This is a genomic window from Verrucosispora sp. CNZ293 (assembly GCF_002754655.1).
On sequence record NZ_PEFR01000001.1, the window covers coordinates 436,353 to 461,092 of the forward strand.

20 protein-coding genes are annotated in these 24,740 nt (G+C 67.5%); 8 read left to right on the top strand and 12 right to left on the bottom strand.

Annotated features, from left to right (window positions below; genetic code table 11):
- Window positions 1-91: 91 nt before the first annotated feature.
- The 3 genes from CLT74_RS01970 to CLT74_RS01975 form a co-directional block, all read right to left on the bottom strand.
- On the bottom strand, window positions 92-1,123 hold the full coding sequence (locus CLT74_RS01970) for a S1C family serine protease (RefSeq protein WP_486581906.1): 1,032 nt from the start codon (window positions 1,121-1,123) through the stop codon (window positions 92-94).
- A 618-nt stretch (window positions 1,124-1,741) separates the two neighbouring features.
- Entirely contained in the window at window positions 1,742-2,008 is a 267-nt protein-coding gene (locus CLT74_RS31030; RefSeq protein ID WP_486582685.1) for a zinc finger domain-containing protein, read from the bottom strand.
- Window positions 2,009-2,374: 366 nt separating this feature from the next.
- The gene (locus tag CLT74_RS01975; protein ID WP_486581907.1) at window positions 2,375-2,752 is read right to left on the bottom strand and encodes an NUDIX hydrolase; all 378 of its coding nucleotides are present in this window, start codon (window positions 2,750-2,752) and stop codon (window positions 2,375-2,377) included.
- A gap of 126 nt (window positions 2,753-2,878) precedes the next feature.
- Between CLT74_RS01975 and CLT74_RS01980 the strand changes: the two genes are divergently transcribed.
- Window positions 2,879-3,661, top strand: a complete 783-nt coding sequence (locus tag CLT74_RS01980) for a transposase family protein (protein WP_099845012.1) — start codon at window positions 2,879-2,881, stop codon at window positions 3,659-3,661.
- Window positions 3,662-3,750: 89 nt separating this feature from the next.
- Here CLT74_RS01980 and CLT74_RS01985 read toward each other — a convergent pair whose 3' ends face one another.
- The 5 genes from CLT74_RS01985 to CLT74_RS02015 all read right to left on the bottom strand — a co-directional run bounded on the left by CLT74_RS01985 (window position 3,751) and on the right by CLT74_RS02015 (window position 9,827).
- Window positions 3,751-4,341, bottom strand: a complete 591-nt coding sequence (locus CLT74_RS01985) for a hypothetical protein (RefSeq protein ID WP_143697013.1) — start codon at window positions 4,339-4,341, stop codon at window positions 3,751-3,753.
- 172 nt (window positions 4,342-4,513) lie between these two features.
- On the bottom strand, window positions 4,514-5,347 hold the full coding sequence (locus CLT74_RS01990; protein WP_099845014.1) for an IS5 family transposase: 834 nt from the start codon (window positions 5,345-5,347) through the stop codon (window positions 4,514-4,516).
- 163 nt (window positions 5,348-5,510) lie between these two features.
- Window positions 5,511-6,344: an IS5 family transposase gene (locus tag CLT74_RS01995; RefSeq protein WP_099845014.1), complete on the bottom strand. Its 834-nt coding sequence runs from the start codon at window positions 6,342-6,344 to the stop codon at window positions 5,511-5,513.
- Between the two features lie 1,457 nt (window positions 6,345-7,801).
- Window positions 7,802-9,052, bottom strand: coding sequence for an XRE family transcriptional regulator (locus CLT74_RS02010; RefSeq protein ID WP_099845016.1), 1,251 nt, complete (start codon window positions 9,050-9,052; stop codon window positions 7,802-7,804).
- Complete coding sequence (locus CLT74_RS02015; protein ID WP_099845017.1) at window positions 9,039-9,827, bottom strand: hypothetical protein; 789 nt, start codon at window positions 9,825-9,827, stop codon at window positions 9,039-9,041. Before CLT74_RS02015 ends, CLT74_RS02010 begins: the two co-directional genes overlap by 14 nt.
- Before the next feature lie 219 nt (window positions 9,828-10,046).
- On the opposite strand from CLT74_RS02015, the gene CLT74_RS02020 reads away from it, so the two are divergent.
- The 4 genes from CLT74_RS02020 (at window position 10,047) to CLT74_RS30085 (ending at window position 18,549) form a co-directional block, all read left to right on the top strand.
- Window positions 10,047-11,222 (top strand): restriction endonuclease-related protein, encoded by a 1,176-nt coding sequence (locus tag CLT74_RS02020; RefSeq protein WP_099845018.1) that lies wholly within the window; start codon window positions 10,047-10,049, stop codon window positions 11,220-11,222.
- Window positions 11,219-14,542, top strand: a complete 3,324-nt coding sequence (locus tag CLT74_RS02025; protein ID WP_099845019.1) for a hypothetical protein — start codon at window positions 11,219-11,221, stop codon at window positions 14,540-14,542. Before CLT74_RS02020 ends, CLT74_RS02025 begins: the two co-directional genes overlap by 4 nt.
- Window positions 14,542-16,950: an RNaseH domain-containing protein gene (locus tag CLT74_RS02030; protein WP_143697014.1), complete on the top strand. Its 2,409-nt coding sequence runs from the start codon at window positions 14,542-14,544 to the stop codon at window positions 16,948-16,950. The genes CLT74_RS02025 and CLT74_RS02030 overlap by 1 nt, the downstream gene beginning before the upstream one ends.
- Window positions 16,951-17,508: 558 nt before the next feature.
- Window positions 17,509-18,549, top strand: coding sequence for a DUF6907 domain-containing protein (locus CLT74_RS30085; protein WP_486582686.1), 1,041 nt, complete (start codon window positions 17,509-17,511; stop codon window positions 18,547-18,549).
- A gap of 444 nt (window positions 18,550-18,993) precedes the next feature.
- Here CLT74_RS30085 and CLT74_RS30615 read toward each other — a convergent pair whose 3' ends face one another.
- Window positions 18,994-19,134: an FAD-dependent oxidoreductase gene (locus CLT74_RS30615; protein ID WP_199172051.1), complete on the bottom strand. Its 141-nt coding sequence runs from the start codon at window positions 19,132-19,134 to the stop codon at window positions 18,994-18,996.
- A gap of 122 nt (window positions 19,135-19,256) precedes the next feature.
- Between CLT74_RS30615 and CLT74_RS02045 the strand changes: the two genes are divergently transcribed.
- The 3 genes from CLT74_RS02045 (at window position 19,257) to CLT74_RS02055 (ending at window position 21,632) form a co-directional block, all read left to right on the top strand.
- Window positions 19,257-19,628, top strand: a complete 372-nt coding sequence (locus tag CLT74_RS02045; RefSeq protein WP_099845022.1) for a metalloregulator ArsR/SmtB family transcription factor — start codon at window positions 19,257-19,259, stop codon at window positions 19,626-19,628.
- Between the two features lie 279 nt (window positions 19,629-19,907).
- Window positions 19,908-20,573, top strand: coding sequence for a hypothetical protein (locus tag CLT74_RS02050; RefSeq protein ID WP_099845023.1), 666 nt, complete (start codon window positions 19,908-19,910; stop codon window positions 20,571-20,573).
- A 753-nt stretch (window positions 20,574-21,326) separates the two neighbouring features.
- Window positions 21,327-21,632, top strand: coding sequence for a DUF4259 domain-containing protein (locus CLT74_RS02055; protein WP_158240171.1), 306 nt, complete (start codon window positions 21,327-21,329; stop codon window positions 21,630-21,632).
- A gap of 225 nt (window positions 21,633-21,857) precedes the next feature.
- Here the strand turns inward: CLT74_RS02055 and CLT74_RS02060 are convergent, their stop codons facing one another.
- From CLT74_RS02060 to CLT74_RS02070, 3 genes are all read right to left on the bottom strand, one after another.
- Window positions 21,858-23,033 (bottom strand): IS110 family RNA-guided transposase, encoded by a 1,176-nt coding sequence (locus CLT74_RS02060; RefSeq protein ID WP_486581908.1) that lies wholly within the window; start codon window positions 23,031-23,033, stop codon window positions 21,858-21,860.
- A gap of 286 nt (window positions 23,034-23,319) precedes the next feature.
- Window positions 23,320-24,312, bottom strand: coding sequence for a hypothetical protein (locus CLT74_RS02065; protein ID WP_143697016.1), 993 nt, complete (start codon window positions 24,310-24,312; stop codon window positions 23,320-23,322).
- Window positions 24,313-24,454: 142 nt separating this feature from the next.
- On the bottom strand, window positions 24,455-24,730 hold the full coding sequence (locus CLT74_RS02070) for a hypothetical protein (protein WP_199172053.1): 276 nt from the start codon (window positions 24,728-24,730) through the stop codon (window positions 24,455-24,457).
- Window positions 24,731-24,740 lie beyond the last annotated feature (10 nt).

The following is a 24,740-nucleotide window of genomic DNA, read 5'->3' on the forward strand; positions in this document are numbered from 1 at the left end:
AGGGCACGGAGGGCAGCGGCGAGCGCGGCCCACGACCACCGAGTAGCCGGTGAGCACCGGTTCGACGATCGACGCAGGGGCACGGCGGGCTTCAGCGGGTGGCGGCGGTCGGTACGACCCTGATCTGCCGGGTGTCGCCGCCGCGCAGGTAGGTCACTGACACGGGCTGGCCGGGCTCGACCGACCGCAACGCGCCGATGAACGCCTCCAGCGTGTCGGTGCGCTCACCGGCCACCTGCGTGACGATGTCGCCCGGGCGCAGACCGGCCGTGGCCGCCGGACCGTTGCTGTCGACGTCGCGAACCAGGACTCCCCGGTCGGTGCCGGCGTTCAGCGACTGGGCGATCTGTGGGGTCAGGCGCGCCACCGCCACTCCGAGATAGGGCTGGGTGACCCGGCCGTCGTCGAGGAGATCGTTGGCGATGTCCAGGGCGGTGGCGGCGGGGATCGCAAAGCCGATGGACACCGCGCCGGTCTGCGGCGGCAGGTAGGCATCGTTGATGCCGATCACCCGGCCCGAGTAGTCGGCGAGCGCGCCGCCCGAGTTGCCCGGCGAGATCGCCGCATCGGTCTGGATCAGGTCGACCAGGGCGTTGCCCTGGCCCGCCGAACCGGGGATCTCCCGACCGACGCCGGAGACGATGCCGGCGGTGACGCTGTTGAGGAAGCCCAGCGGGCTGCCGAGAGCGAGGACGGGCTCGCCTGGAGCGGGGAGTTCGGTGTGGAACGGCGCGGGCGGTAGGTCGGCGCGCTCGGCGCGGAGCACGGCGAGGTCGGTTACGGCGTCGGCGGCGACCACCCGGGCCGGCACGCGCGTGCCGTCGGCGAGGGCGATCTCCACGTTCTCCTGGTCACCTACGACGTGCTCGTTGGTGAGGATCAGCCCGCCGTCCCGGAACACGACCCCGGAGCCGAGGCCCTGCCCGACCCGAACGGTGACGACTGACGGTTGCAGGTGGGCGACGATCTGCGGCAGGTCGGCGGTGGTCGGTGCCGGCGCGGCTGTCGACACGGCGGTCGGTCCCGCCGTCGCCGCGCCGCCGTCGTCGGCGGTGCAGCCGGCGGTGGCGATCAGCATCGCCGCGCTGCCCAGCAACGCCGTCCAGCGCGATCGGACCGTCACGGTCATGTCCCTTCCCGGGTGGTGGTGCGGCGGCGCCGCGGTCCTGAGCTCTGGCTGGCCCGCTACCCGAACCCCCCTGCGGCAAACCTCGGATCACCGTTGCGCGCCGGACCGTCACAGCCATGGGTAGCAACCGCCATCCGTTCGTCACGTTGTCCGTCGCGTCTGCCGGTAGGGCAGTGGGCAAGACGTGGGGAGCGAGTCGGGACGTACCGGCGGTCCTTCCCCGAGGATCTGCCACCGCTGTTGGTGTTCGGGATGGTTCTCCGCAGTCGGGGTCGGTCGGCTCCTGATAGTCGATGGTGGCGACGAAGAAGGCGTCATTGAGGTCGACGAGATCAGGGGTCTCGTCGGGAGGCACCATGGCGAGGTGCCGTGCCGGATAGGTGGGCTGGAGCGTGTGCGCTGTCGTCGTTGGCGGCAGATCTGGTCCTCGGGTCGGTGTTGCCGCTGGTGGTGCCTCATCTCATGCCGTCCCACGGCACGGGCCCAGTGATACTAGGCAGCGTTCAGGCAACCGGCTGCTTGGCGCCTTGGCCAGTGGTTGAAGCAACCGTTACCTGCTGCGGGTCATGCAGGCGGGTGGCGAACAGAGGCCGCAGGACCGCGGTGACAAGATCATGCGAGCTGCTGGCGTTGCCCGATCTCCTCGCGCAACCGCTGGCCTCGGTCGTGCCGTTCCGGATGCATGTGGTCAGTCAGCGGGTGGCGCGGCATGTTGATGCATTGCTGACCGGGGTTGGCTCGGCAGACGGGGCAGCGTACGAACTCTCCCGTTCCGGGTAGCGGGATGTTCTGGGACAGGGCGGCTGTGCCCACCTTGCGAATAGCGCGGTACAGATCCTCGTCTCGAGCCAGTGCGGCCGCGTCGGCTACGCTCCGCAGGCCGTCCCAGAAGAGACAGGCGGCCTGCTCCGTGTCGAGCTCCCGATATTTCGCGCGCCCGTCTCCCCGTCCTCGCCGGAAACAAACGCCCTACCGGGTCCTGATCTGGCCGTCTCGATCAGTTGGCGTCGATGCGGACGTCGAGGATTGGGCCGGTCTGGGTCCGCCGGAGCGCTGCGGAACACGGTCGCAGCCCGGGGGTTGAGGGGTGCCCGACCGGCGTCCGGCCAGGGTCGGTGGGCTCTGGGCGTGGTGGTGTTCGGGCGCCGGGGTGATCGTGTGCCAGCACGCGGCGGCTACGACAAGGCGGCCTGAACAGCCAGGCGGCGCGCCTCCTTTTCACCAGGGCAGCGCCGCCGACGCACGTCAGTGCGTGTGGAAGCCGTTCTCCAGATCGAACATCGTGCCTTCAGCCTTGGCCCGTAGCGCAGCGATGACCCGGCGTGTCAGCAGTTCCGACATCCGCTCCCGGATCTGCACCTCCGTGCACCAGGCCCAACTGCTCAACTCGTCCGGCGGCAGGTGAATGGCGGCCGTGCCCACCTCATCGAGGGCGCCACCGTCGTAGACGAACATCACGCCCTCGGTGCGGCCCGGCCGCGGCGGCACCCAGTCGGTCACCAGCAGCCGGCCGGGCACGACCGACTTGCCCAGTTCCTCCTTCACCTCGCGGACCGCCGCCTGCCGAGGGGACTCGTCCGCGTCAACACACCCGCCGACGATCTCCCAGTAGTCCTTGTACACGGAGCCTTTTCCAACCTGATCTGGCAGGTCAGCCCGGGTCGGCAGGGGGTGCTGATCGATGAGGGCGAGGCTCCAGGTAGGACAGCAAATCGACCAAAACCCGATGCCCCGACCGGGAGCCTCGCCATGCTGTCCTACCCTGCCACCATCCCGTTGTCCAGCCGGACCCTCAACCACCTCGCCGACCGCATCCGCGGCCACCGCCAGCGGCGCAAATCCCGGTGGAGGCGACTGACCCCGGGCCGCCAAGCACTACTGGCCCTGGCCCACCTGCGCAACGGCGACACCTACACCTGCCTCGCCGCCGGCTTCGAGATCGGCGTCGCGACCGCCTGGCGCTATGTTCAAGAAGCGATCGCCTTGCTCAGCGCAGCCGCCGAGGACCTGGACACCGCCATGCGGCGCATCCGGCAACTGGCCTACGCGATCCTGGACGGCACGCTGATCCCGATCGACCGGGTCGCCGACCAGAAGTCGTACTACTCCGGAAAGCACAAACGTCACGGCGTGAACGTCCAGGTCATCGCGGACGCGGCCGGGCGTCTCGTCTGGGCCTCGGCCGCGCTGCCCGGCTCGACGCATGATCTGACCGCCGCCCGCACCCACAGGATCATCGACGCGCTGACCAGCGCCGACGTCATGACTTTCGCCGATAAGGGCTATCAAGGCGCCCACGGCAGCGTGCGTACCCCGTTCAAGCGGCGCCGCTTCCGGCCGGAACTGTCACGCCGGCAGAAGGCGATCAACCGGGCGCAAGCGAAGATCCGCGCCCGCGGTGAACGCGCGATCGCCACGCTCAAGACCTGGAAGATCCTGGCCAAGGTGCGCTGCTGCCCGCGCCGAGCCACCGCGATCGTGCAGGCCATCCTCGTCCTGCACCACGTCGAAGTCGACCGCTACGCAGGATGAAAGGGCTCAGTGTGGGAGCACGATGATGCCAACCCGGCCCTGCGTGTTGGTCGTGCACCCCACGGCAGGGTCGGCCAGCGGTATGTGCATCAGGGAGGGCTGTACTCGCTCGCGGCGGAGCACAGCATAGAGATGTCCCGATGCCAGACGCTTCCGGTCAAGACGATCGGATAGCTGGCCTTCCTGACCTTCCCACCAACTGTCTCGACTGTTAACTGCATCGACAGCGGCTGAGGCCCGAACGCGGACAACGAACAGCCGAAGAGCGCCTCCACATCGACGGACACTGTACCTCCCGAGCGAACTAGCCAGGACTCGCCGCTGCTGCGGACCACGACATCTTGTCTCTGCGCTTGGGCTGACAACACGGTGATCGGCGCAGGGCCAGTGTTGATCACCGCAAGCTTCCCGTTCATCTGGGCGAGACCCTCCGATTCCATGTGCGCACCGTCATTCGTCGCGGGCATGACTACGAGCTGCACGATCGAGTCCCGCTGCTGCCGTTCGCGAGCGTCTCGTAGCCCGTTGACGCCGACACCACCCAGCACGACCCCAACTGCGAGGACAGCGACGAGACGGGAAACAGTCTGGGGTTGGGCAGGAGAGCCACCTCGGGTGGCGGTGCCGCCAGGCTGCGCATCATCGCACTCGTCGAGATCGATCGTGCTTTGCTCAGGCATGGCGAAAGCCTAGAGATTGATGCCGCAGATCTGGGTCAGGTCCGTGCTGTCGAATAGTCCTGTCGCTGAAGTCCCTGCCGTCACGGCTGCCATCGACGCCTTCGCCGAATCGCCCTTGTGTGAAGACTGTCAGCATCAGTAGGGCTGTAAGTGCGTGTTTGAGATGGGTTGATCAGGTCCGGTTGAAGGTGCGGCGGGGTTGCCGGCGGGCGGGTTGGCCGCGGGTGATGCGGCGGGTCATGCCGGCGATGGCGGCCCAGCGGATGAGGGCTTCGGAGACAGTCGGGTGGCGTTCGTAGTCGCGGGCCAGTCGACGGCAGGCGGTGAGCCATGCCAGGGTGCGTTCGGCGACCCAGCGGCGGGGGTGGACGGCGAAGCCGCGTTGGTCGGCGGGTTTGCGGACGATCTCCAGCGTCGTGCGTAGGGTGTCGCGGGTCCAGTCGACCAGCCGTCCGGTGAAGCCCTGGTCGGCGTAGACGTGCCGGATCGGGGTGAGCATGCAGGCGTGGAGCAGGGCGGTCTTGGCGCCGTCGCGGTCCTGCCAGCTCGCGGCGAGCACGGTGACGGTGACCAGCAGGCCGAGGGTGTCGGTGATGATGAATCGCTTACGGCCGTTGATCTTCTTGCCCGCGTCGTAGCCTCGGGTGTCCCGGCCGACGGTGTCGGCTCCCTTCACGCTCTGGGAGTCGATGATCCCCGCCGACGGCTGCGACTGACGGCCCTGCTGCACCCGCGCCTTGATCCGCAGCGTGGCCAGGAGCTTGTCCGTGACGCCGGCTTCTTCCCACCGGGTGAAGTACCAGTACACCGTCTGCCACGGCGGAAGATCCGCCGGCAGGTACCGCCACGGGCACCCCGAACGCACCACGTACAGGATCGCGTTGACGATCTCCCGCCGCGGGTGCTTCTCCCTGCGGCCGTCCGTGTTCGGCTCCGGCAACAGTGGCTCGATCAGCGCCCACTGGGCGTCCGTCAGGTCGGAGGGGTAGCCACGGCGCGCAGACACCGCGCCACCCTGCCCGCCCCGGCAACAGATGTCACGCCGCCACACCGTCCACAACAGACCTTCTCAAACACGCTCTAAGGGTTCTGCCAGACGGTCGGAACTGACAGCCGGGCCCTGGCACTGCTGCCGCCGGTAGCCTGAGTGCGTGTTTGAGATGGGTTGATCAGGTCCGGTTGAAGGTGCGGCGGGGTTGCCGGCGGGCGGGTTGGCCGCGGGTGATGCGGCGGGTCATGCCGGCGATGGCGGCCCAGCGGATGAGGGCTTCGGAGACAGTCGGGTGGCGTTCGTAGTCGCGGGCCAGTCGACGGCAGGCGGTGAGCCATGCCAGGGTGCGTTCGGCGACCCAGCGGCGGGGGTGGACGGCGAAGCCGCGTTGGTCGGCGGGTTTGCGGACGATCTCCAGCGTCGTGCGTAGGGTGTCGCGGGTCCAGTCGACCAGCCGTCCGGTGAAGCCCTGGTCGGCGTAGACGTGCCGGATCGGGGTGAGCATGCAGGCGTGGAGCAGGGCGGTCTTGGCGCCGTCGCGGTCCTGCCAGCTCGCGGCGAGCACGGTGACGGTGACCAGCAGGCCGAGGGTGTCGGTGATGATGAATCGCTTACGGCCGTTGATCTTCTTGCCCGCGTCGTAGCCTCGGGTGTCCCGGCCGACGGTGTCGGCTCCCTTCACGCTCTGGGAGTCGATGATCCCCGCCGACGGCTGCGACTGACGGCCCTGCTGCACCCGCGCCTTGATCCGCAGCGTGGCCAGGAGCTTGTCCGTGACGCCGGCTTCTTCCCACCGGGTGAAGTACCAGTACACCGTCTGCCACGGCGGAAGATCCGCCGGCAGGTACCGCCACGGGCACCCCGAACGCACCACGTACAGGATCGCGTTGACGATCTCCCGCCGCGGGTGCTTCTCCCTGCGGCCGTCCGTGTTCGGCTCCGGCAACAGTGGCTCGATCAGCGCCCACTGGGCGTCCGTCAGGTCGGAGGGGTAGCCACGGCGCGCAGACACCGCGCCACCCTGCCCGCCCCGGCAACAGATGTCACGCCGCCACACCGTCCACAACAGACCTTCTCAAACACGCTCTGAGGGCTCTTCCTTTGAACCGCCCCGGGTTCTGTGGAGTCTCTACAAGATCCGGGGCGGTTCACTTCTCTCTTGCCTGGCTGATCTGACCCGTCCCGCGACGGCATCGCGCCCACCCTCCTGTCGGCGCCGTTGACACGCCTCAGAGCCAGCACTCATCACCTGTCCCGCAGCCGCCGTATCGGCGGGCGCGGGCGTCAACCCCGATCCGCGTAGGCGGTCACCCACTCGGGTGACCGCCGTTTTGTCATGTCCAAGGAGGACACGATGCTCCGTCTCTACCAACACCCGGACGGCGACCTGATCGCCGTCGATCGCACCGCAACCCCATCCGATCCCCACACCGGTAACGCCGCGGCCGTCCGTGAGGACCGCCGATCCGGTCTAGTCGGCAACACGACCCCCGCCGGCATGGTGCCGTCGCGCGGACCGGGCACCGGCGGCCACCTAGCTCCCATCAGCCGGCGGGGGTGCTGACCTGCAAGATCAGGTTGGAAAAGGCTCACGGGCTCGACCAACAACGCCCTCCCGGCAGCGTCGGTGAACAGAACTGCCGCGCCCGTGCGCTTGCGTGGAAGCGTTGCCGTGTAGTCGCCGGATGGTGTACTCACCTCGGCAGGCTACCCGCGCCAACCGGCCCAGCACGTCACCTCCAGCGGTTCTCGGACGGCTGACGAGTATCCGGCAGTCATTGCAAGAACCGCGTATTTCCCCGTCCTGACCTTGCCCGGTGCCGCGTGGTGCCAGCCCGGGGGCGGTGCCCTTGGCGCGGAGCTCGCGGCGGAAGCCTTCGTAGTCGTAGCCGGTCGGCGTGAATCCGGTTGGGGCGTTGCCGCGGCGTTCCTCGGATGCCCGTTAATCCAGGGGATCTTGTTTACCAGGGGTATTTGCCGACTGATGTCATGGTGGTTGCCGCCGATCAGGCTTGCGGCGAGGAGATTAGGTCCGTAGCTGAGCCAACGCATGGTGGACTGCCTGGAATAGTTTCACTGGCTGCGATATCTGCGGCTGTCCACTTCTCGGCGTGTAACGCGGCCGGCTGGCGAACCACGACCGTGTTCCAGGTCAGTCTCTGCGTGGGGCCTGTGGGATCTGCCGCGCCGCCGTGGGAGCGACGACCGCCAGGGCCACAGCAGTTGCGGTGTGGCGACACAGATGACTACCACCATCTTGTTGGACAGCGAGCTGAGCAGGTTCCTGCTCTCGGTGTCGGGTCTATGGATCGATCTTGGGTTCCCCAAGAGATCACAGGTGCGGGGGCGGAGCCACGCCGGTCACCTTCTCGACGTCTGGTGGCGTAACCACGGCACCCGGATCTCTTCTCACGGCAGCGTCTTCCGCAGGTGCTGGCCCTGCATAGGGAAGTCGTCCAGTTGAGGTCGCTAGATTGTGTCCGTAATGACGGCCTTCAGGTGACGGACTCGATCGGTCATCGGTCTCATGGGTTCCGTCGCCTTGCCGCCGGCTAGAAGGTTGAGCGTTGGGCGGTCAGTGACGGCACCGAGTAACTGCCGGATGCGTTCCATCGGCCAGCGCAGTTCCTGTGCTAGCGCGGTGATGGTCAGCCCATGATCGGTGGCTAGCTCGAAGGCCTTTCTGAGGAGGGTCGGCTGTTCGCCGGGGAAGCCGTCGATGGGTTCGAGGGCCGGCTTGGACTGATTGAGGCGTTGGTAGGCGCGAGTCGCAGTGGCGTCGGTGTAGAGACCTACTTCGCGGCAACGGTAGATGAGGCTTTGGATTGACGTGCCCCATGTGCGCTGGAGTTCAGCGAACGCCGCGAAGTTCACTCTCGCGGGTAGAAGTGGGGTAATGCTGTCGTGCGGAGTGAGGAATTCTGCAGCGAAGGCGTCGGCGTCCCGTTCATGTCTGGAGTCACCGGGAAGGGCGTCGGCGTGGAGCACGAGATGGGCGAGTTCGTGCGCGACGGTGAAGCGCTGCCGGTATACATCCTGCGATCGGTCGCGACTGATGACAATGAACGGTCGCGGTAGCCGGGAGGTCGAGAAGGCGTCCACGGTACGGAAGTCGCCGTCGGCTGGCGCATGGACGAGGACGATGCCGTGGACCTCAAGGGTGCGCACGAGGTGGGGAACGGGCGCGGTGCCGAGATTCCAGTACTGACGAAGAGCTCGGGCGGCTTGGACTGGCTCGGTGGGAAGGCTTGCGCCGGGATGGATCTCGCCGCCGGCGAAGCCGGGAAGGTCTACGTGGGGCAGGAAGACGCGCCGTTCGAGGGCGTAGATGAGTTCCCAGACCTGCTCGGTGAAGGAGACGGCCTTGGCGCGTTGGTATGAGCGTGTCTCACGGAGGTGGCGGAAGTGTGCTGCTGAGGAGTCTAGGCGGGCGTAGGGGCGCCCGACCTGGAAGAAGCCGATGGGGTAGCCGAGGTGTTCGGCGAGGGCGATCAGAACCTCGGGTCGTGGCCGCGCCCCTGATTCGTACTGGCCGATGGCCGCGGCGCTGACCCCGACCCGGTCTGAGAGTTCCTTCTTGGTAAGCCCGGCGAGCTGACGGGCTTGTGTCAGGCGTGCCGAGTCGAACTGCCTGGCGACGGCACTGGCTGACCCCGAGGGCGACTCCACGGGGAGCCCGCCCGCAGAGAACAGGTCATCGGGCTCGTCAGTTCTGGGCATCGCTTCGCTGTTGGTGGTCGCTATGTTCGGCTACGGGGCTCACGGTGGCCTGCTCGGCGGCGGTACGGGCGCGCAGCGTCGGGCTGGCCAGCTCGGCCTGGTCGAATCGCGGCGACGCGGTCGAGACCGACGGCTGGGTTACCAGGCGAAGTCCGGGGATCGGGTCTGCGGACGGGACGAGCAGGGGTTGTGCGGATACCCAGCTCGCTGTGCCGGTCTGGCTCACGCTGATCTGGCCCCATCCGATGTTGAGCAGCCCGTGCCGCTCGTGCGCGGCGTAGTAGATGATCACGATACCGTCTGGTTCTAGCCCGCGCAGGAGGTCGGTGACGTGGGCGTCCGACTCGGACTCCATTCCTTCGAAGGCCGGCTGTTCATGATCGGGTTTGGGGCCGAAGAGCCGCGCCAGCTCCAGCGTCGTCTTGTTGATCTTCTTCAGGGCGCGAGGGCTGTCGTAGGCGGTCGCGAGGTCCTTCGCGTACTCCACCGGCAGCACGGCGACGTTGTTGATGACGACGATGCGGTAGCTCTTGCCCAGCGGGCGCACCGTCTGGGCGCCGGGGACCTCACCGAGGTGGTTGACCAGTTCCTCGTACCGCGCCGGCCAGCCTCCGCCGAAGGCGTGGCGCGACGTCAGGCGGACCGCGTGGTGGCCGTCCATCTGCCGTCCGACGGCGGCCTGGATGGCCGACGGGATGGCCTCCGTCAGCGTGGCTGCCACGTCGCGGCCGAACAGGGACGCCGCCCATGCTGCCGGCCGGATCTTCTTCGACACGATTTTTCCTCCTGCTTTACCTGCGTGCAGAAGGATAGCATCTGTGCTTTAGTTTTGAGCGCGATGACGCCACTTTGGTGACGCTGAGTGTGTTCCCGCAGATCACGCCGCCTTCTGTGTGACGTGATCTGTTGTGCGGACGTCGATCAGGCCGCACACGGTGTCCAGTTGCTGCGCTGCGGGTCGCCCAGGATGAGCGGCCGGGGAGGAAGGGGACGCATGACGGCGGATCTGACCAGGTTCGGCCGGGACACAGTCGTGACCACGGTGACGCAGGCCGCCAGTATCTGGACGTCGCCGGGACCGCCCGGCGAGCGCTGGCGGCAGGTGGCTGAACTGCACGGGCGGGTCGCCTTGGCGCACCTGGCGCACGGTGAACCTCTGCTGCCCCTGGTGGCCTTCACCGACCTGTTGACCGGCCCGCTGTCCGGGCTTCTGCCGGCCCCACTGAGTGAAGCGTGCGACGAGGTCTTGTTGGTGGAGGACGGACAGCTGAGTGCTGCTGCCGCTGACCTGCTGATGGAGAACCTCGCGCCGTCGATGACGGCCTCCGATGTCGTCGGCTGGTCGGTGCCGCGCCTGAGCGCGGAGAAGGTACAGGGCTGGCTCTACGGACAGATGCTGGCGACGGGCACGGAGGAGGGATACCGGCGGGCACGACGGACCGTCATCGACCACGCGGCGGGGGAGATGTCGGAGGTGATCGACGCGATCAAGGCCGCAGGGCTGCCCCGCGAGGGCCTGGTCGAGGAGATCCCCGCGTGGGCGTGGGTGGCGCACGAGGGGGAGCACTACTGGTTCGGGTGCCCCGTGTGCCGGTACCCGATGCGGTACCAACTCGGTCGGCTTGCCTGTGCCTACCCGCCGCACACGAAGGCTCTCGGCGGTTCGATCACCGTGAAGGCGGCGAAGGGCCGTAAACCGGCGGCCGGCGCGTGGAACGTCGAGCGTGCCGCGCAGTTAGGCGGACCACAGGTCACCACAGCGGTTCCGGTCAAGGGCCAGGTGTGCCTCGTCCGGCCGGCTTGGCGGTACTCGACCATCCCCGGTTGTGAGGAGGTCCGCCTGCACCGCGAACTCGAGATGATGCCGGGCGTCACCGCGAGACTGTGGCCGCACGTCGACCGGTACGACCTGGAAGTGAGGGCACCAGGACGACGGCGGCCCTGGCGGGTCGATGTCAAGGACTACACCGACCCCGCGCGGCTGGCCAACGAGCTGCTGAGGCGGGGCAGCATCGGCGAATCCGACCTGTTGATCGTCGTCCCCGACTACCGGGCGGGCCATGTGGCGGTCCTCAACGAACGGCTGCGCCTTGCCACCGGATCACGGCGCCGGTTCGCCACGACGTCTCACCGATTCCTCACCGAGGTGAAGAGGGCTGCAGCCGGATGAGCAACCGTTCGCGTTTCCACAGAACCGTCAACCGGTTCCTCATCGGACCGTCGCTGCGTCTGGCGCTCGGCCTGGCCGAACAGCTCTTCCCCACCGAGACCTGGGAAGGCGCGCCCGCGGTCGACCCCCGCGACGCGCGGTTCCTCCTCTCCGGCCAGCTCGGGGTGTGGAGCCTCTGGCGCGACGGCCTCACCGCCACGCAACGACATGCGATCGACCGCCTCATCCATCTGCGCCCTCGCCGCCTGGCCACAGAAGGTGGCCTGCGCGTCAGCCTCGACGAGCACCTGCGCAACAACCGGTCGCCCCGCTACCTGGAGGCCGGAGACTTCCTGCAGGTGATCGACGGTGTGCCGGTCGATGATCTGATCACAGCCGCGCTGCAGGAGCTGGAGGATGCCTCATCCCCGCTGCGCGTCCCCCCAGAGGCGCTGGCCGACAGGCGCTACAGCTCCTCGGTCTTCCTCGCCGGCCCCAGCCGCGACGAGTTCCGGCGCAACACCTACCTCATCCCGCGGGCGCCGATGCCCTACCCGCCCGTCCCGGTTCTGGACGCCACCGCGCCAGCCGAGGTGGTGGCCGACCTCGCGGACATGCACGCCACCGCCGAACTGATCGACAAGAAGCGCGGTGACGATCCCTTCCGCCTGGCGGAGGTCCTGGACGGATTCTCACGAAAGCTGCGGACGCCACAGGGCCAACCCCTCGACCGGCTGAAGCTCGCGGCAGGGCCCCTCCAGCTCATGATCGCTCCCACTGGTTCCGGCAAGAGCGTCTGGATGCGCGTCGCCGCCACCCACCTCGCCAGCCACAGAGGAGGCCGCCGCACCGTTGTCCTGCTCACCCCTGACGTCGAGAGCACGCTGGATCTTGTCGCGGCCATCCGCAGTGACCTCGCGGCGCTGAACCTCGACATCCCCGTCGTCGCACTCATGTCCCACAGACGGCTCATCGAGGTGGCCGTCCAGCGCACCAACGACGCACCGGAGGATCCGGCCGGTGCCAGGTGGACCTGGCAGGAGCTCGGCTACTCCTGCATGCTGAGCGACGAAGAAGGCGCCGCATGGCAGCCCGGCCAGGAACCCTGCACGGATCTGCACGAACCCGGCGTCGAAGGCCGCCACCGATGCCCTCTGATCGGAGCCTGCGAGAAGTGGGCGCCATGGCGGCAAGCCGCCGGCCCAGCCAAAATCATTGTCACCAACCACGCCTACTTCCAGCAGGGCTCGGTGCCGTTTCCCGTCATCACGAACGGCACACTCCACGGACGGATGAGCGCGCAGGAGCTGCTGCTGCGGCGCGCCGACATCGTCCTTGTCGACGAGGTCGACGCCTTCCAGGGACATGCGGTCACTCAGTCCGGCCGCACCCTCGTCCTGGCCCGTCGTGACACACAGAAGCTGCTCCTGGAGAAGCTCGACGACCAGCGCAAGGAACAGGTCGAATCCGACAACGTGCCGGGCGAACTCGAACTCGCCTTCCAGCGGGCCATCCACCGGGTCGAGTTCCTCTCCGAGCGCTACCTGGCCGCCGTCGTCAACGGGTTCATCGACCCGCAGGACCCACTCGGCCCCAAACAGGCCAGGCTGCACCTGCCACGCCGATGGGACAACCTCCTCGCCTGCCGCCTCTTCGGCCTCAACGAACTCGAAGACCGCCCCAGCGACGACCAACTCGACAGGTTCAAATCCCTGTTCACCCAGAACGAACCCGACCCTGACGCACTACCCGCCGGCTGGGCGGACCTACGCAAGGAACTGCGCCTCGTCGTCGCCGACGAACCGGAATCCGACCTGATCCACAAAAGAAGCCAAGGCATCGTCAGCGCGATCCAAACGATCACCACGCCCACCACCGACGAGGGCGAACCGGACGCCGACGCCGACCTGGACGAAACGGACTGCGGCCGTCAGACCGGGAAGGACGACGATCCGGCAGACCCCACCGCTTCGGCGTGGCAGATCCAGACCGCCCACCTTCTCCTACGTAGGGCGTTCCTCGGCGAACTCCAGCAAGGGCTCGCCGAACTGGAAGCCCTACTGCCGCTGATGCGCGACAGCGGCATGCGGCTCGCCGACGACGTCGAAGCCGCGCTGGACCGAGCTCCCTCCTGGCAGGCAACACCCGAAGGACCGATCGGCCGAACGGTCTTCGGATTCGCCGTCACCGGCGACCCGGAGAGCCGCTCCGACCGGCAGTTCACCGCAGAGATCCTCTCCGGCGACCCGCACGCCTACACCGCAGACCTCGGAATCACCACGGCTCCCGCGCTCACGGGCGCGCCCAGAGTCATCGTCGGACTCTCCGCGACCGCCTACCTACCCGGTTCCCCCACCAACCACGTCCATGCCGACGTCGCCTGCTACTACCCCGACAACGCCGGCATTGGCACTGGCAGGCTGACCGTCAGCAACGCGTCCGTCAACGACCACACGACCAACCGCGGGATCGTCATCTCCGGAGCAGCCCGCAACCGCAAGGCCCAACTACTCGAAGGCATCGGATCCGGCCTCTGGGACCAAATCCTCGAACAGAGACTGCGGGACCTGCACGACCACCGGGACGCCGAACGCCAAGCCCGTGCCCGGGTCCTGCTCGTCACGAACTCCTACGACCAGATGCTCGCCCTCTGCCGCGGCCTGATCGCCGGGGGAGCCCACCGCACCCGCATCGCCGTCGCCGTCCCCGCCGGTGACCGCCGCGGCCTGCAAATCCCCGACGACGTACTCGCCATCCCCGCCAGCCGGCTGCGGACCTTCCCGGGCACGGGCAGGGACGTGCTGATCTCACCTTTCGCACGGGTTGCCCGCGGGCTCAACATCGTCGTCGGCCACCGGTCCGCGCTCGACTCCATCTGGGTATGCGTCCGGCCCATCAAGCTCATCGACGAACCATCCGCACTGGTTGCCCACACCGGTGCCCACGCCCGCCGCAACCGGCACCCCGGCGAGGACCCGCGCAAGGAACTCGACGAACGCCACCGCATCGCCGCTAAACATCTGGAGCTCATCAACAGGTCCAACCCCGCCTTCGGGCGCCTGCCCCCCGACGTGCGAACCGCGATCTTCGCCGACGTCCTGGCCGACCTGATCCAACTCGCCGGGCGCGCAAGGCGTGGCGGCACCAACACAACTCTTCACCTGGTCGACAACGCCTTCCACCGAGGAGGCGCCGCACCGGGCAGCGACTTCGCCTCCCTCATCCGCAACCTCCACCAGCGATGGCGCGACGACAACCAACTGGACCAGGTCCGCTCCATCTACGGCACCACCATCGACGCGTTCTTCACGTTTGCCGGCATCAACGACAGGAACCCCTGATGCGCACCCTGGCCTTTCCCTACACCGAAGCGATGGCGGAGAAGATCCACGGCTACACCCTCGGCAGCGAGGTCAACGACACCTGGCAGGACCTGAACCGCCGATACACCCGCCACCCGAAGAACCTGCCGTACAGGGATCTGAGCCTCGGCTTGCGCTACGTGTCCAGCGACTACGCCACCATCTGCAAGGATCCCGACGGCCCCGGCACGCTGCTCCTGATGCGCAAGAAGATCGACACCGCCATCATCAGCCGGCTCTTCGCCGCCTTCGAACGAGACCTCGTGGCCAGGCACGGCGCACCATTCGAAGACCTCCTCGGCCCACTGCTACGCCGTACCAAGCCACGCACGATTCACATCGCCAAGTACCTCCAGGCGGGCACGGTGACACACGCCGACATCCCGAACTGGGTCTTCGACGTCGCCACCTGGCGCACTATCGAGCTCCTCCGAGGTGCGCTCAAGCTGCCCGACGGTACGGACCTGCTTCTCCGTCCCGACATCGACGGCAACCTCGTCGCCTTCAACCGCCCGCTTCCCGAGACGCACCCCAGGGCCGAACAAGGCATCCATTACATCAGTCTCGAACCCATCACCGTCCCCGGCTACCCCGGTATCCTGCTCAACCTCGACGCCCACATCAGCGCCACCACCGGCTTCCCCGGCAACGCCAAGAGCCTCTGGATCGCCACCGACGACACCGGCATGCTGCTCACCGCCAGACACCGCTACGACCGGCCCACCAACCGAAACGTGATCACCGGGCTCCTTCCCCAACTCGTCGACTCCTTCAGCATCCGCGGTGTGCCCGCCGACTTCACCGCAGATGACCTCCTCGCGACCCACCCCCGCATCCGCGCCCGGCACGCCACCAGACCCGACAGGCACCCCATCGGCTCCGGACCGGGCCGCCGATTCCTCGACTGCGTGCTCGAGCACGCCACCGCCAGGCTCAACACGGAGTCGCTCGTCCTGGAAACCACACCCATACGCAACATCGACGCCCCCGGCGACCCCGACCGGCACGCGAAACTCGCCTCGGCCGTCAACGCGGCAGCACGGCCGATCCACATCAGCGTCGTCTACCAGGACGACCTACAGCGCCACCGGTCCGCCCAGGCGCTCACCGAAGTACTCAACCTCCCCGAGAACAGCCTCACAACCGCAGGGAGCACCTTCCTCGACGGCGCGCTCACCATCACCTTCGACAGCGCCAAGACCGACATGCTGGTCGCTCCCGGACCCACGCACCTCCGGAACACCCTCGCCGAGCAGATCATCTCCACCAGGACCCCGGACGCCCTGCACCTCGTACTCGCCGAGAGCAACAAAGAACTCGCCGCAGCCAAGCCCGCCGAAGACCCCAAGCCACAGCTTCGCCGCGCCCTGGCCGCCCACGGCACCGTCAGCCAGTTCATCGATCCAGCGTCAACGCCCAAGCCTGACGCCGTCGACCACCCCGCCAATGCCGCCGTACGAGACCTCCTCCGGGCAGCGGGACTCACCGCCACCACACCCACCCGGGTGTTCTCGCGCCCCCTGCAGCCGCAGCCATGCGTCGTCGTCGGTCTCTACACCCGCGAACAGAACCAACCCGCCACCCGCATGATCAGCCTCTCCGCCCTCATTAGCGACGGAACCGACACACCCTGGCACATGCTCGGCTACCACCCCGACGCCCACGGCTGGAACGACCTCCCCACCGCCATCGCCGCACATCACGCCACCGACCTGAGCCAGTTCAACGACCCGAACCCCACCACCCGCACAGCACTGGCGCGGGCCTACACAGAACGGGCCCTGCACCAGCTCCGCACCCGCTACGACGACATCCCGATGATCATCTACATCGACGGCTCCAACCGGTACCCACTGTGGTCCGGCACCACCAACAAAAACCTGGGTAACGGACAGCTCGATGCGCTGCCCCACCTCGGAATGATCAACCCAGCCGACATCTCACTGGTCAGGGTCAACACGGCATCAGACGGCAAGCTGCCACAACCTGTCAGGGCAACCGGAAAGCGGGTAAACGTCGACGACGGTGCAGTCCCAGCCACCGAACGGCTCTACCACCTTCCCGGCGCGCACCAGGACACCTACTACCTCATCAACCGCTCGCGTAGCGACAAAGCGTTCCAATCCAGCGTCAGAGCTGGCCACCGTCAGACACGATTTGACCTCGCGGAAGTAAGAGAACTACGCACACCCTGGCACGCGATGACCTGCACCGAATTCCTTCTCCTCGAACACGGCGCCTTCGAACGCCAACACCTCGCGGCGCTCAGCGCGCGGCTGTGTGGGCATTCGCTGGCCTGGGACGGGCGGACAGCCCGACCCGCGCCCGTACACCTCGCTCGACAGATCCTGGAGGACCATCCCGGGCGCAAGACGGCTGCACGCTGAGGTGTGAACGGCCGAGGGGGCCCGCACACGGCCGGTCATTACACGCATACTGGACCGAGACTCTGGCACACGCGGCACAGCGCGACCGCCGATCGGGAGGACGGGGAGGCTTACCACCCACCCCGCGCATCGCAATGCCCGATTCTCAAACCACAACGCCCCGTTGAGCACCGGTTCCGGTTACCGCGCTGCCAGCTTGGTGGACACGGTGTCCGTCCTCCCACAATAGCCACGTGTGAACCTATCGATATGGTCGTTCTGTTGAACCAGATCGTGAGCTCGAACATCACGGCCCACCTCGGCGGTTGCCCGCCATGGTGTGTCAAGGTCCATGCCGAGGAGGAGTTGGGTAGTCCGGGCGACCGGGCCCGGGGGCACTCCCGGATGGTGATGCAGACCCATAAGGGTGAGGTCGGCGGGATGGCGGTGGAGATCTTCTCACTGGAGCACCTTGACCAGCCCGAGGAGAACACCCCAGCGGAGTTGGTCGTGTCCGCTCCGGATCCGCTCAGTCTGGCCGACGCCGGCTACCTCGCCACCTCCATTAGGAAGGCGGTCATGGAAGCCCGCCGATCGCACCGGCCGTACTGGCTGAGGCGGGCGTGTCCTTCCTGGTGTGTCGCGACGCACCAGGACGGCGACCATCTCGAGGATCGCATCCACTGGCCAGACGACTCGCCGCCTGTGCTGTTGTCGCTACACAGCTCAGTGAGTACTGCCGGCGAGTCGTGCAGCGATGGGACGTACCGGCCGCCGGGGCTGGAGGTCGACTTGGAGCAGCACGCCGACGCGGTCGAGCCGGTGGTGAAGTTCGTGATCGAGGGCGCGACGGCGGCGTTGCGGCTCACGCTGGACGAGGCTGAGCAGGTGCGGACGGCGGTCGGACGAGTTGTGGCCATGGCGCGCGATACGGACAACCAGCTGGTCGAGGCCGGATTGGCCGGTCCAGCGCCGAGGCCATACCGGCCGAGCCTCGACCAGACCGTGGCCGATCTGGTGGTCCACGACGAGGGCCTGACGGCCGAGCAGAAGATCAGCGTGTTCCGCGGCGTGGTCGCCGAGCGACTTACCCAGCAGGGTCTGAGCGTCGCTGAGCAGGCTGTGCGGTTGAACTGCACCGAGGAGCAGGTGCTGGACGCGATGGTGGACTTCGCGATGTGGTCGCACGCCGGCTACCTGCTTCCACCCGCCAAGCCGGCCGAGCCGCAGTGCCCGGTGTGGTGCGGTGGGGAGTGCCTTACCGAAGACGGCGTCCGCCTGCACGACCGGCACGTGGCCGCCGTGTACGGCCAGCACCACGAATGTGCCAACGACATCAAGGTGGCGACGGTCGACCTTCAGGCGTTCAACTCTCCCGACGGGTACGACGAGCCGCCATCAGTGACGCTGGCCATCGACAACCCGGAACAGCGCCCCACCGACATGACCAAGCTCGACGGGATGAACCACAACGCGGTCCGGAACCTGGCCGCATCGCTGCTGTCGGGCTTCTGGGACCGCACGACGATCCGGCTCACCCCTCAGAAAGCGGCGAACCTCGGCGCGTCACTGATCGCCGCATCCCGCGCTGCCCACAACAACACCGCAGTCAAAGCCTGACCACAGCGAGGATGTGGAGCGGTCCGGACCCTGCGCAACGAGGTCCGGGCCACTCATCCAGGGGACGGCTCAACCCGTGCAGATGACGTAGAACCAGTGGCCCCTGATCCCGAGGTGTGGTGCACCGTGTGCAGCTGCCGGCCGGCGAACTCCGCACGGCCCCGGGATGTCGGGCACGTAGGGCACTCCCACGTCCCGGTGGCCGAAATGACGTACCGGGCTAGCCACTCCCCGGCGCCGGTCTGCACCGCCAGGCGCTCCCTGGCTCGCCGCACCTTCTGAGCCCGGACCGGCCGGAGCACCGGAAGGTCGTAGCGCTGCTCGTAGGCCCCGCAGATAGTCCACGACGTGCCCGGCGGTCGGGAACTCCTCACCCTCCTGCCGCGGCATGCCCCACCCCGGCAGCGGGCTGTACTCCGCAGGGGAGAACAACCGCAACGACTCTCAGCCATGCCGCCACGCGCCACCCGGCTGCGGCTGGGCGTCGAGGATGACGTAATCCAGATCGGCGCTGCGCAGGTAGTAACCGGCAGCCAGGCCCGCCTGCCCACCCCCGACGACCACCACATCACCCGACCCGGGCACGCACGACACCTCCCTCGATCCATAGATCATCATGCCGAGACGGCAGAAGCGGTGGGTGCCTACACGAACTCACGGTGATCCTGCCCTCGTTCACCAGCCGATCGACGGTGTCAGCTGCAACGATGCACGACGTGGGAACTGTGAAGAGTGCGACGCCCGCCATCTCGCCCCTCGCCGGCGAGCCGATCGACCGCGCCGTTGCCGAACGGCTCGCGGGAGTGCTGAAGGCGTTCGCCGACCCGGCCCGGCTGCGACTGCTCAGCCTGATCCAGTCGGCCCCGCAGGGAGAGGCGTCGGTCAGTGACCTCACCGCGCCCCTCGGACTCTCCCAGCCGACCGTTAGCCACCACCTGCGGATCCTCACCGAGGCCGGCCTGCTCGAGCGTGACAAGCGCGGCGTCTGGGCCTACTACCGGCTCGTGCCGTCCGCCATCGCCGCGATCGCCGACCTGCTGACCCCGCCTCGCAAGCGAGCGACGAAGAAGACCCGCTGACCGACGCCACGGAAGACCGCCGCCAACGCCTCCTGACCCGGCGGCGGTCGGGCCGCAGGCGCGAAGGTTCTAACCTGCTTTCATGGGGGACGAGGAAGCGCAGCCGGAATTCAGGCAGTGGTACGACCGTGCGCTCGACGTCGGCCCGGCCGGAAATCAGGCCTTCTTCGGTCGGGACGTGCTGGCTGGCCTGGTACAGGGATCCGGGACTTCCGAGAGCACCGGCAGCAGCGGTGGGACCAACACCATGGGCCTGGGGCGACGTTGCTGGGCTGCGCGATGTGGATGGACGACCCGGAACTGCTCGACGAACTCGCCAGGCTGCAGGCTGCCTGCGTGGTGGTCAGCAAGCAGGCCCGGGACAAGAAGGTGCAGCCGCCGGATCTGCCCTACAAGCTTCGCCGCCTGGCCGACCTCAACACCCGCGCGCCCGGTCTCCCGGTGTGCTATTTCCCCCCGCTGGAGCAACTGACCTCACTGGTCGACGGTGAGCCCCCGATGATCGGACCCGGGTGGTCGCTGCCGCCCGGCGACGAGATGATCCCGACCGTGCGGACGATCGGCTTCCGCAAGGGCGTGGGCGCCAACGGGTCCATGCCACCGATCCTCCACGCCAAGCTGGCGCTACTCGGCCGCCTCTGGGAACACGACGAAGACGACTTCGGGCCGGCCGACGTCACCGCCTTCACCCCGAAGCGACTCTGGATCGGGTCAGCGAACTTCACGGCGTCGTCACGACGCAGCCTCGAGTTCGGCTTCTGGACGGAGGACCCCGTACTGCTGCGCGGTGCCGAGGAATTCCTACTGGACCTGATCGGCAGCTCAGAGGGCATCGACCCGGACGCCGACCTGCACCTGCCGGAACGGGCGCTACCGGACTTCGACGACTCCGCCATGGCGGAGGCGGCGGCCGAACTACGGTTCGCCGACCCCGAAGACGACTAACATCGCCGCACTCGGCCGCCCGCTCCCGCTGTCATCGAAGCGCGGATCACCGCGCCAAGGTCTGTGGGTGGCGCCAGCGGTCCCGCCTCGGTCCGAGTGAAGCGGGAGATGAAGGCGGTCATTGGGGAGCGTGCGTGCTACCTAATTGTCGACATCGCCAGAACCCTCGGCGCTCAGATCCGAGGGATATCGCGGCCCGCATGGTGCTCCGATGGTGCTCGGATGTTCGCTACGGATCAGAAGGTTAGGGGTTCGAGTCCCTTCGGGCGCGCCACGCGATCAAGGCCGTGACCAGCAGAAACGTTGGTTGCGGCCTTGACTCTTTCCCGCTATGTGCCGCGATCTTCCAGCATGTGGGAGCTCGGTGCTCCGTTGGTGCTCCAAAGTTCGCGTGCCGTCTGAGTGGCGGTTTGTGCTCGTGCGTGCCGACCAGTGCGTTTGCGTGTCGCCTGGTCTGGATCGAGGTGGAGGTGTGCGTCGGCAGGGCGTCGGTTTCCGTCCACTGTGGCCATTGGTGTGGATCTTCTTGGCTGCTGTCGCTGCGGGTGTGGTCGGTGGGCGTTGACCTGGGTTCACGGCTTGGCGGGTCGGGGGCTGCACCATGGGGTGGGGGTAGTGGCCAGTGGTGGCGGTGGTGTGGTGTGGGCATCTGATTTGCAATCACCGGCGCACGCTCATGGCTCGTAGCCGAGAAGCGTGCGGGTTGACGACCAGCATCGAGCTGGCCGAAGATCGCGAAAGTGTCAGTTGGGGGTGACGGCTTTGGGCTTCTGGGATGTCGGCCCCTTCGACAACGACGACGCCGCGGACTTCGCCGGCGACCTGGACGCCGTGACGGAGGACGCACGCATCGAGATGGTCGGCAGGGTGCTCGACCGTGTGGTCACGGCCGACGATGACGTCGACGTGTGGCATATCCCGAAGGCCGTAGCCGCAGCTGTCCTCATCGCTGCGCAATGCCCGGGAGGCGAAGCGACCTGTCCCATCTACGGCCCGTCCACGCCGATGCCGCAGTTGCCGAACTCGGCTGAAGGGGCTGGCCATCGACGCCCTCGATAACGTCCTCGCAGCGTCTTCCTGGCGTGCCATCGAATGGAACGACGTCTCGAAAGGAGAGCAATGGCGCCGGAACATCATCGCGCTACGGAATCTCCTCGACCCGCCGCAGCAAGAGACGCTCTTCGAGATATGAACGACGAGACCGGCGCTTCTGCCACCGACCGGCGGCGCGCTGAGTAACCGACCGCAGCACCGAAGCCGTCCCGGTCGTGGCTCCCCTCTGTGTCAAGACACCGCCGGGAGGAGAGTTCTATCCTGGGTGGTGGCGGGTCCGGGAAGTGACTTCTCCGAAGAGCCGGCTGGGGGATGAGAGCCGGTCACGTTGGAGCCAGTTGTCGTTCCCCGTTGTCCTCCCGGGCCTGCCGCTGTGGCCACCGCGTCGTTGGTCATGCTGCGGTAGATGATGTCGGACAGGCGTCGTTTCAGCGCGCGCATCGCTTCCATGGATGTCTTGCCGGAGGTCTTCTTGCGGTCGAAGTAGGCGCGTCCTTCGGTGGGGTTGCGTAGCTGGACGGTGGCCATGATGTGCAGCACTCGGTTGATCTGCCGGTTGCCGGCGCGGGAGAGCCGGTGTCGTACCTGCTCGCCGGAGGAGGCGTCGATGGGGGCGGTGCCGTTCCAGGAGGCGAAGTGGGCCCGGTTCGGGAACCGGGTGATGTCGCCGACCTCGACCAGCAGCCGGGCGGCGCCGGAGGGTCCGATGCCGTGCAGGTCCATCAACGTGGTGCCGGTGGAAGCCACCAGGTCCTTCAGTTCCTTGTCGGCTTCCTTGGCGCGCCGGTAGATGCGTTCGAGGTCGGCGATCAGCTCCGCGGCGACCCGCCGTCGGGCCTTGCCGACCGCGTCGCGGGGCCGGACCGTGGCCAGCAGTGCTTTGGCTTGGGCGGCGGACAGGCTCTTCTTCGCCCCACCCGGGATGAGTTCGAGCAGCAGTTGGTGCAGCTGGGAGACCATCCGGGTGTGGTCGGCGCCGAGGGAGCGACGCCGGTCGACCAGAATCCGCAGCAGGGCCAGCTGCTCATCGTTGACCACCGGCCGCAGCCCGGCCATGCGGGTGCCGACCAGCGCGATGGAATGGGCGTCGGTGGCGTCGGTCTTGCGGCCCTGCCCGGTGGCGAACACCCGCGCCCGGGCGGACAACTTCGGCGGGACGTCGACGACCTGCTCGCCATCGGCCAGCAGCCGTGTGGCGATGTGCCGACCGATGCCCTGGCAGCCCTCGATCGCCCAGACCCGGTGCGGCCACCGGCCGGCGTACTTCCTCATCGCCGTGTAGCCGTCCCGGTCGGTGTCGAACCGGCCGCCGCCGACGACCGTCTCGTCGCCGGCCATCACCTCAATCGTCGCCGAGCGCTTGTGCGGGTCCATCCCGATGACCACACGACCCGATGTGACAGTCAAGTGTCCTCCCGTTGCTCGATCCACCTGGGTTGTCGAGCCGGGAGGGCAACGCTACTTCGAGCCGAGCAAACCCCTCTTGAGCCTCTCCCCGCCCTGGAGCGACGCCCGAGCCGCGCAGGCCACGAGAGAGCCACACGACCAGCGTGGGCAGCCGAAATGAGAGCGACAACCCGGACGCCACGACCGAAGCCTGGCCGGGCCACGGTCGCAGGTCAATGAAACAAGTAGCCGAGAAGGGTGCGTGCCTCGGGTTCCGGTACAGCCATCCGAGTCGATGGCGACTCGCTCACATGGCGAGGACATACCAGGTTCGTTCGTTGCCGAACTGCATCCACATTCGGTTGTCTCGGCACACTGTTCGCCGTGCCCAGGTGGTTGGGCGGTGGCCGGTGGGCAGGAGAAGTGGCGCTGTCGTGGTGGCTTCGACCGGGCCATCGGTGATGCGGGAGAACGTGACCAGGTAGCGGCCGGCGGCTTGCGGGCCGTGTCCCTGGCCGGCTACGAACGCCACACGCTGGCCGGCAACGATGATGCCACTCGCGGAGCGGACGGGCGTTCGACGTACGCAGCGCACCCCGTCCTGGTCGATTTCTACAAGTGGGAAGCCTGTGTAGGGATACGCCCAGGTGCGGTGGATGCCGACGTTGAGCGCGTAGCAGTCGACCCAGCTCGCTGGGCCGTTCCGATCTTGGGTCGCATACCAGGCTGCGTCGCCAGCCGCGGTCCAGCGGATGAGGCCGGGCATGGACATGCTGGTGCGGTGGGGCGGTCGCGTGCGGTTCTGCCTGACCGGATGCGGCGCGCAGATGGAAGCCTCGTCAAAGTAGCTGATCCAGATATTGCCCGCCCGGTCGACCATCAGTTGCTCGATGCCGTCGCCGGCGTGAAAGGTGGTCCGGATCGAGCCGTCGGCGTTGACGATGCGCGCATTGTGGGGGATCTGCGCCTCGAGCTCGGCGACGGTCGTGGCCGCCGGCCCGGTAGGCATCCGGCATCGTGCCGCCGCTAGAACGAAGCCGTCACCGAGGACGTCGATCTTGGGGAACCGCAGGTCGAGTTCTGGGATGGTCACCTCGGTGACGTCGCTGCCGTCGATGACGACCGCAGTCGCGGCATACGGCTGGAGCGCTGCTCCCCGCTCGGTACAGGTCGCATCTGGAGCGACCAGTAGCGCGATGACACGTCCGGCGGCATCGACCGTGGAGGCCGCCACATTCCTGTCCGCATAGCGCTCAGGTAGGGCGCGCCAGACGCGCAGCCGTGCAGCTTGCCCGCTCATCAGGCGGTAGCGATGTCCATTCTTTCAACCATGCTGTGATCATGTCCGGAGGCAGGCTTCGATGCAAGGACGGCGACCTGCAAACTGGCCGAGACCCGACCCGCTAACCGGATTTGCCGCCGATGGAGCGCGGTCCTGCGCGTTAACGGCGCACGTCCCGGCCATCGGGCATCGGCCGCAGCACCTCCATCGGCGTGCGGCTGGTTCTGGCAGCCAGAGCGGCGATCGCTGTCGCGGGGAGAGCGGTGAGGTTCAACGCGTAGGCAGGCCCGTCGTTGCGCACCGCAGCGTCCGCGATGTTGTTGACGTCGGCGTCCTGGTCGGCGAGATTCGCAGCGACACCGCTGACAGCAGCCCGGAGCGCATTGTCGCCGGCCCGCCGCCCACAGCTCGAATATTCCAACCGGGGTGCGGACACTCCCTGCGAC